The sequence below is a fragment of the Olsenella uli genome (assembly GCF_901212655.1).
Classification (GTDB): Bacteria; Actinomycetota; Coriobacteriia; order Coriobacteriales; family Atopobiaceae; genus Parolsenella; species Parolsenella uli_A.
In genome coordinates this window covers 130,367-137,955 of sequence record NZ_CAAKON010000041.1, presented here as the reverse complement: position 1 = coordinate 137,955, position 7,589 = coordinate 130,367, and the positions used below count along the sequence as shown (strand labels likewise).

At 55.3% G+C, this 7,589-nt stretch carries 8 protein-coding genes; 2 read left to right on the top strand and 6 right to left on the bottom strand.

All coding sequences use genetic code 11. The features are described from left to right. Nucleotides 1-490 precede the first annotated feature (490 nt). Nucleotides 491-1,246 (top strand): DeoR/GlpR family DNA-binding transcription regulator, encoded by a 756-nt coding sequence (locus EFAMC2_RS08000; RefSeq protein ID WP_187325237.1) that lies wholly within the window; start codon nucleotides 491-493, stop codon nucleotides 1,244-1,246. Between the two features lie 234 nt (nucleotides 1,247-1,480). On the opposite strand, the gene EFAMC2_RS07995 is transcribed toward EFAMC2_RS08000, so the two are convergent. Beyond that, nucleotides 1,481-2,272: a GntR family transcriptional regulator gene (locus EFAMC2_RS07995; RefSeq protein ID WP_154028372.1), complete on the bottom strand. Its 792-nt coding sequence runs from the start codon at nucleotides 2,270-2,272 to the stop codon at nucleotides 1,481-1,483. 322 nt (nucleotides 2,273-2,594) lie between these two features. Between EFAMC2_RS07995 and EFAMC2_RS07990 the strand changes: the two genes are divergently transcribed. Further along, a complete protein-coding gene (locus EFAMC2_RS07990) occupies nucleotides 2,595-3,143 on the top strand; it encodes a hypothetical protein (protein ID WP_154028370.1) in 549 nt (182 codons plus the stop codon). Here EFAMC2_RS07990 and EFAMC2_RS07985 read toward each other — a convergent pair. The 5 genes from EFAMC2_RS07985 to EFAMC2_RS07965 form a co-directional block, all read right to left on the bottom strand. Next, the gene (locus EFAMC2_RS07985) at nucleotides 3,140-3,985 is read right to left on the bottom strand and encodes a GntR family transcriptional regulator (RefSeq protein WP_154028368.1); all 846 of its coding nucleotides are present in this window, start codon (nucleotides 3,983-3,985) and stop codon (nucleotides 3,140-3,142) included. The genes EFAMC2_RS07990 and EFAMC2_RS07985 overlap by 4 nt on opposite strands. Nucleotides 3,986-4,079: 94 nt before the next feature. Then, a complete protein-coding gene (locus tag EFAMC2_RS07980) occupies nucleotides 4,080-4,727 on the bottom strand; it encodes a ribulose-phosphate 3-epimerase (RefSeq protein WP_222838567.1) in 648 nt (215 codons plus the stop codon). A gap of 11 nt (nucleotides 4,728-4,738) precedes the next feature. Further along, complete coding sequence (locus EFAMC2_RS07975) at nucleotides 4,739-5,668, bottom strand: type I phosphomannose isomerase catalytic subunit (RefSeq protein ID WP_154028366.1); 930 nt, start codon at nucleotides 5,666-5,668, stop codon at nucleotides 4,739-4,741. Nucleotides 5,669-5,894: 226 nt separating this feature from the next. After that, a complete protein-coding gene (locus tag EFAMC2_RS07970; protein ID WP_154028364.1) occupies nucleotides 5,895-6,722 on the bottom strand; it encodes a PTS system mannose/fructose/sorbose family transporter subunit IID in 828 nt (275 codons plus the stop codon). A gap of 16 nt (nucleotides 6,723-6,738) precedes the next feature. Continuing rightward, nucleotides 6,739-7,566, bottom strand: a complete 828-nt coding sequence (locus EFAMC2_RS07965; RefSeq protein ID WP_154028362.1) for a PTS mannose/fructose/sorbose/N-acetylgalactosamine transporter subunit IIC — start codon at nucleotides 7,564-7,566, stop codon at nucleotides 6,739-6,741. Nucleotides 7,567-7,589 lie beyond the last annotated feature (23 nt).

The window sequence follows — 7,589 nt, the reverse complement described above, 5'->3', positions numbered from 1 at the left end:
GTAAACAACGTCATGGCACGCAACACCTAGCGCGCTCGCGAACGGACACCCAGCTCGCTAGATTTGACCTCAAGCCCGCCATTACTCTCGCGGAAACCTCGTCGGTGCCGCCATGCAACGCGACGTCCGCCTCGGCTCCCGCGGCGTCACCGCGCAATCCCGTGCCTCCCCGTCAAGCCACGCGCCTCGCCGTCAAACCGCACGCCACCTACCGAGAGGGTATGGAACTTTTTCCCATCTCCCTTCTATACTTTTCCGGACTAAAAAACGTCGCGCGAGTCGCGCAGCGGCTCGTCACATGCGGCAGCCTGTCATTCGTGCCTGCTCGCCACGCGCGATTGCGCGTCGCGCGCGAACGATGCGACCCGCACGGCACCGCACGCGCAGGCAAGGCGTCCCCGCACGGCAACGCCCGCACGCGCAAGCAGCCGCCGCGGGATACCGCATCCGCGAGCAACGCCGCACCGCAGCACAACCAAGGAGGTTGAGCATGTTCCTGGAAGAACGCCACCAGAAGATTCTCGACATTCTCGAGAGCGACGGCCGCGTCGCGGTGCCCAACCTCGCCAAGCGCTTCCAGGTCACGGAGGACTGCATCCGCAAGGACCTCAAGCAGCTTTCGGTGGAGGGCAAGTGCCGCCGCGTCTACGGCGGCGCCACCAAGCTGGAGGTTCCCGCCTCGCGCGAGGTGAGCGGCCGAATCTCCCAGGGCAGCACCGAGAAGCAGATTATCGCCCGCAAGGCCCTTGGGCTCGTCAAGCCCGGGCAGACCATCTTCCTGGACATCGCCACCACCAACCTGCACCTGGCGCGCCTCATCGCCCGCGAGGGAATTGCCTGCACCGTGGTATCGCCGATGGTAGACGTGCTCGCAGCCGTCTCGAGCAACTCCAACGTCCGCGGCATCTGCCCGGGCGGCACAATGCACCCCGAGCTCAACGGCTTCGTGGGCCCACTCGCCGTGGACAGCCTGAGCCGGTTCCGCTTCGAGGTGGCATTCATTGGCGCCTGGGGGCTCGACCCCGAGTCGCACGAGGCCATCACTCTGGACCCAGACGACGGCCTCGTGAAGGCCAAGGCCATCGAGCGAGCCGCCCACAGCTACCTCGTGAGCGAGACACGCAAGGTTGGTACCTACGGCACATACCGCTTCGCCACGTTCGAGGACTTCGACGCACTCATCTGCGACGCGCCCGAGAGCGACGACGCCGGCCTGGTGCGGTCGGCGGGACTCGAGGTCATCTAGGCGACATCGCCAGTCAGGCGTCCGAATTCGCCGTGATCGAGGTGGCGGCGCAGGATGGGAGGGTGCTGCTTTTGCCTGAATATGACCAATCCGCTTCCAACATGATTCACCGAAACCACCCTAAAGCGTGATGCCTGACCCGAATCCGCCTTCAAAAGGAAGTAGGGGAAATAAGGCGCGCCCCTCACAGCCCACTGCCAGGCATGCGACTTCTTCCAGAAAGAAGCCGCATGCCTAGCCGACGCTCTCGCCAGCTGCCGACTGGAAATCATCTCGCAGGACAGAATCCCTCGACTCGCGCCGAAGCTCTCCCACCCTCGTCAAAGTCGTATCGAATTCGAACGCATTGCTCTCCCCGCGATAATTTGCAATCGCATACTCGGCAATGCGTCCGCTTTCGGTAGATGCCACCGTTGTGAAGCGATAAATCGGATCGCCCAACGGGACGTCAATGAGAGCCGAAAGGTTCTTATCGGCCTTAAGCACTTCAAGGCGCCTGTGTGCGCGTACGACAGGATTACCGACAGACTCAAAATAGCCGTAAAGCGTCGTTGTTTCGAAATCAACACTCGTAATCCCCGGATAAAGGTCGAGCGGTATGTAGCTGACCACAACGACATTCGGAACGTCGTCTGCGTAGCGCAGCCTCACGAGCTTAAACACGCCCGTATCTTCCAAGATTTGCAATCGTAGCGCTACCTCTGCAACGGCGCGCGCCTTTCGAGCCAGAATGACCGTCGTTTTCGGCACTTTGTTGTTGTCGCGCATCTCGTCATTGAAACTTCGAAGAACCGTCGCATAGCCTTGCTCGATTTTTGGCTCGATAACAATAGTGCCATGATAGGGCCTGCGCTCTAGTCGGCCCATATCCACAAGCATCTGCACTGCCCTACGAACCGTCGGACGGCTCACCCCAAAGGCCTCTGCCAACTCATCCTCAGAAGGAATGCGAGAGCCAACACTGTAGACATGTGAGTCAATCAATTTAAGCAGTTCATCTTTGATGGTGACATAGAGGGATTCCATGGGCGTGTTGCTCTTTCCCTTACCGCATCGCAGGCCCACCGTCGCAACGAGATCACCGGCCCTGGGGGTCCGAGTGCGAGGGGGGGTTATGGCACATCTATCCGGTTAAAAGTAGCAGCTAGCCGGCATCGAGCCCTATTGCCAACTTTCGTAGCAATGTGTAACTCCAATTGTACGAAACTAGTTACATATTTGTACTTACATATCCGCAATAGGCCCACAATTTTGTATATGATGTCAGTAAAGTCGTAGCGCCATCTGGGACGCTGCCCTCGCTCAATCCGTACGCGTCCACTGGCCATCCCAATAGCTGAGGACTTATATGAACCCTTTTTACCTCATCCCCATCGCCGCAATTCTCATTCTCTTCATCGTGGACGGGGTCGTACGAAAAAAGGCTTTCTCTCATGTGCAGCACCTCTATGACCAACACCGTACTGACGAGTTGCTTGGCTACCTCAACAGCAGATATGCCAGGCTCCTCTTCCCCGTCTTCAATAGAAGCAACATGCAGTTCAAGGCCTTTGCCCAAGCGGGTCAAACGGAAAAAGCTTGCGATAAGCTCCAAGAGCTCTTAAACATGAAGGCTACAGACGAACAGCGTTCGGCCTTACTTGCCAGCGCATTTGAGTTCTACCTGTCCAATGATATGGGCAAAGAGGCAAAGGAGATGCTCGGGCTAATCGGGCAGGCAAGAGGTTCGGAAGAGGCAGTAATAGAGCTTACAAAGCTGTACGACATCAAAATCAATCACAGCTCTGCTTACTTGGCAGAAATGGAACAGGAGCTACCCTTCTCGGACGACGCCACTAGGCGCAGACTCCAGTTTCTTATTAAGCTGCAGAAGGAAAACCGCTCGGCAGCAAACTAGCCCAGCATCTCCTCCGCCGACGAGATTCCAAGGTCATCAACCTGGCTCACACGCGCCAGTTCGCCCGTCTGCGCTATTCCTATATTTTCTTGAACTGACTCCGGGTCCTCAACCACGAATTCGAAGGAATTCGTATTGCCCCGGTAAGTCGAAACAGAGTACTCAACAACATTGCCCTGAGCATCCTGACCGCGGGTATGGAAAAGAAATAGTGGGTCCCCAATCGACACATCGAGAAGCATGGATATAGACGCATCCGCAGCAATAACGTCGACATGACGACGCACGAGCTTCACGGGACGCCCGAGTTCGCGCATTCTTGCATACATGCGAGTTCGCGAAAAGTCGACGCCGTCAATAAACTCGGGATACAGAGATTCCGGAACGTAATTCTCCATGAACACATTGGGAACCTCGTCAACATAGCGAAGCCGCACGAGTTTATAAACGCCCGCACCGGGCTCTATATGAAGCACTTTTGCCACTTCATCACTTGCGCCTTCTTGCTTCACCACAACGGGAACCGTGCGAACGACTTTGCCCGAGTCGGAAATCTCGTCCTCAAAGCTGCGAACGCCACGACTTGCCGCCTGCCCAAATTCCGGAATCTCCTCGTGAGTCCTCGTGGTCTTTGGATTTGCCACAACCGTACCGCGTCGCTTACGCCGATCGAGATACCCATCGTTGGCCAGTATATGAAGAGCCTGGCGCACAGTTGGACGGCTCACACCATAGGCTTTTGCCAACGCAACTTCGGACGGTATGACATCGCCCTCGGCATAAGTCCCGTCCTTAATCTTTGCAAGCAAGTCATCTTTGATAGAGATGTAAAGCGTCCCCATACCAACCAGCCTAACCCACCAGAATCCCGGTGATGCACACGAAGGGACGCCCGGATGACCCGGACGCCGCCTCTACTGTACAGGAACGAGATAATTAGCAGCTCGCATGCAGCCTTGCAAGAATATCCGCGTACGGCTCGCCCTTACCAAACAAAGCGTTCGTACCAAGCACCGCACCATCCGCGCCAAGCTTGGCTGCGTTTTGAATTACTTCGGGAGAGCAAGCCCCATCGATAATCACCTTGTAGCCGTAGCGCTCCTTTGCCTCGGCAAACTGAGCAATCTTCGGCGAGCAATAATCCAGGTACTTTTGGCCAGCAAAACCCGGATTGACAGTCATAACCAATACGTAATCAACTACGGGGAGAGATGACTCAACCGACTCAAAGCTCACGCCTGGGTCGACGACGATTCCGGGGCGCGCACCAAGCCTTTCGATTTTCAGAAGTGTTGAGTTGATCGTTCTTTCACCCTCCGGGTGTACGTACATGTTTTTTACTCCGGCTTTGGCAAACAGCTCTATAAGAACATCCGAGTTATCGGCCATAAGATGTACGTCACACGGAATCGTCGATTGCTTGCAAATGGTCTCAATGTCACCCAGACCAAGTCCAAAATTCGGGACAAAATGACTGTCCATAACATCAAGATGGAAGCCGTCTGCCCCCGCAGCGCACAGTTCGTCGACCTCCTCACCAAGTCGAGAGAAGTCGGCGCACATCATGGAAGGAAGAAGAAGCATCGTAATCCTCCTTATGCGGTTGTCATCATGCAGGTGATTTTTCCTGAAATAACGGCTTCGCAATCCTTCGGAACAAGGAAGTGCGAGCCCACGGTAATGGGAACTCCATTGACCTCGCCCGAGCCTCGCACCACGCTTACGAGCTCGTACGTATTCTCCTTAAGCGAGTACGCGTCGTCATCCACAACGAGCCTCTCGATTCGGAACGACGGAGAATCGTAGTACGTCGTCCGTATGCAGCCTCCATATGCCACGACCGACGCCTGATAACGCTCGTAATTATAAGATGAGTCATAGTGCATACAGTCGATAGCCTGCTCGAGATGAAGCTCCCGCTTATTCCCCTGGTCGTCCGTCCGGTCGTAGTCATAGAAGCGGTAGGTAACATCGGTGGACTGCTGGACCTCATAAGCGATAACCCCACCGCAACACGCATGCAGCGTGCCCGCCTCAAGGTATACAAAATCATCCTTGTGAACATTGAGATGACGAATCAGATCATTCCAACGCCCGCCATCGATATAGGAGCGAAGATCAGCCTCATCTTTTGCGTTTTGCCCATAAACGATTTTCGCGTCTTCCTTTGCTTCCAGGAAGTACCAAGCCTCGTTTTTCCCGTAGGCATAGCCAGCAGCCTTTGCATGCTCCTCATCAGGGTGAATCTGAATGGAGAGGTCATGCTCAGGGCAAAGCATCGAGATGATGAGAGGAAAATCTCGATTTGTATCTCCGAAGAGCTCCCCGTGCTCGCGCCAAAGTTCGCCAAACGTCCTCCCTGCATATTTGCCATTTTGACAAACGTTGGACTTGTCACCCTGGTCGGCGAAAGCCCAGGCCTGCCCAGTTCCATCGGGCATCCAGTCATAGCCGTAATACTGCTTAATCGACGTTCCGCCCCACACGGTCCTAAACGGAATGGGCTTAAAGAACAGCGGTTCCATGACGCTCCCTCCCGCCCGCCTCAAGCGCGAGCCCTACTTAGTTTTGTGTTGGTAGTTGGTGTGCTCATTCATGTACGCACCCCTTCATGGTTTGAAAGACAAATCGCAAAAGGGCGCCCACAAGAGCCTCTAAAACATGAGCTGGGACCCGGAGCCCTCCGCAGGAACCGGGCCCCAGCTCACGAGGTATGGGATGCCCCGGGCGCGGGGCAGGTAGGACAAATCTTTAGAAGACGCCGATGGCACAAAGCACGATTACGGCAACACACTGGATGATGAGCACCTTAGTGGCGGAATAGCCCTTCTTATTGAGCATCCACCAGGTAAGGAGAGTCACGATAAGGGCAAGCAGACCAGGAAAAACACCATCGAGCGTATCCTGGAGTGCCCCCATGGTATCGCCATAAGGAATCTGAATCGTCGTCGCCAGAGACACCTTGCCAGCGGCGAGAGTGCCGGTAACGATAATGCCGAGGATGTTGACGGCATCCATCAGCCTCATAGAGTCCTCGCCGACGATCTTGTCGATGGCACCAAGGCCCATGCGGTAGCCATACTGGAACATGCCGTATGAAAGGGCCATTCCAATCACGAGCCAACTCACGATATAGAACAGCGGACCCGCGGGGCTACCGTTTGAAGCAAGGCTCATGCCAATGGAAAGCAGAGTCGGGACAATGATGCCCTGGATAATCGAATCGCCGAGACCCGCAATCGGTCCCATCAGGGTTGTCTTTACCGTCGTCGGCAGTTCCTCCGGGACGTCACCGCCAAAAGCGATGTCCTCCTCGAGCGAGGCAACAATACCGTTAATAAGGGTACCGACCTGGGGCTCGGTATTGTAGAACTGCGAATGGCGAGTAAGGAGGCGCTTCTTGCCCTCAGGGTCATTTGCATAGTACTTTTCCGCAAACGGGATATAGGACCACGCAAAACCATGGGACTCGAGCTTCTCGTAAGAACTGGAGGAGAACCAGCCCACCTGCCAGCGATACCACAGTTGGTTAAGGTCCTGCTTTGTAAGGTGCTTCTTTTCAGTCTTGGTGTCAGCCATTTTCTACTCTCCTCTCCTAAAACAGGTCGGCGTCTTCATACGTTGCGTCATTGGATGCAGAGGCTTCCGCCGCAGGAGCAGCAGGTGCCTTGCCAGAAGCGATGTAAACGATGTAGCAAACGACCAGAGAGATAAATACGACGGGAATGGTGTCGAGCTTTGCAAAAGCAAGCAGGATGAAACCAAACAGGAAGAAAATCAGATGCACGGGCTCCTTGATGACGATATTCATCAGCATGCCGACGCCAAGGGCGGGAAGAACTCCACCAAGAACCTGAATGATGTGCGTGACAATCTCCGGAACGTTGGCAAGCAGGGCATCAACAACGCCCTGACCAGCAACGATGGCAACAAAGACGGGGATGAAACGGAGAAGGAACGTGCAGATATTGGGAATAACGAAGTGCCAGAGGTTGATGCCCTTTGTATCGCCATTCTCCGCCGCCTGCTGCGCCTTATTGTTAAACACCGAGTAGCCGGCCATACGAAGGTTGTAGAAAATCAGGCCAAACGTATTGCCTACCAGGACAGACAGAGTAACTGCAACCGCAGGGTCCTTGGTGGTTGCCATGGCCAAGCCGATACCGCCATAGGAGGCATACGTGATCTCAGAGTTAGTTGCGCCGCCCGTCGACAGATTGGCGATAAATACCGCCTGCACGGCAACGCCACAGAGGACGCCAGCAGTCACATCGCCAAAGGCAAGACCCACAATCAGGCCAGCCACCAGCGGACGACCAAGGCAATAGAAACTTCCCGTAGTTCCGAGCGGGTTGCCGCACTCGATTGCGCCCAAGTAGCAGAAAATTCCGCAAATAAGCGCCGGGATAAACAAGCTTCCCATACGACCCTTCCTTTCTTACGCCT